Consider the following 645-nt stretch of genomic DNA (forward strand, 5'->3'; position numbering starts at 1 on the left):
TGGTCTCACCCTGGCCCAGGTACTGCACGTCGCCGTTGGCCACGTTGTAGGTCCACTTGCCAGCGGTATCGATGGTCAGGTGGCCCAGAGCGCCGGCACTCGGGGTACCGGTACCGGCCTTGAACACCGCCTCGCCCGCATCCAGATCGGTCAGGGTCAGGGTGCCGCTGTCGGTCAGGGTTGGATCGGTGGCATCCTCGGTCACCGCACCCTGGTCGTCGCCGGCAATCACCGGCAGATCGTTGGTGCCGGTGATCGTGATGACCACCTCGTGGCTGGTGCCGTCGGCACTGTGCACGGTGAAGGTCTCGACCTTGGTCTCACCCTCTTTCAGGTACTGCACGTCGCCGTTGGCCACGTTGTAGGTCCACTTGCCAGCGGTATCGATGGTCAGGTGGCCCAGAGCGCCGGCACTCGGCGCGCCCACACCCGGTTTGAACACGGCCTCGTCGGCCCCGTCCACGTCGGTCAGTGTCAGGCTGCCGGTCTCGGTCAGGTTACCGCTGACCACGTTCAGATCTTCGGTCACCGCACCGCTGTCATCACCCTTGATCTCGGCACCGTCATTGACGCCGGTGATGGTGATGGTCACGGTGTGGCTGGTGCCATCCAGGCTCTGTACGGTGAAGGTCTCGACCTTGGTCT

At 64.5% G+C, this 645-nt stretch carries 1 protein-coding gene; it reads right to left on the reverse strand.

The features are described 5' to 3' along the window. Positions 1-645, reverse strand: a 645-nt coding sequence (locus AACW18_RS08440; RefSeq protein ID WP_218390081.1) for a VCBS domain-containing protein, incomplete at both ends; no start/stop codon positions are given.

Origin of the sequence: Aeromonas sp. sia0103, from assembly GCF_963895295.1 — a bacterium.
In the GTDB taxonomy this organism is placed as follows: Bacteria; Pseudomonadota; Gammaproteobacteria; order Enterobacterales; family Aeromonadaceae; genus Aeromonas; species Aeromonas encheleia.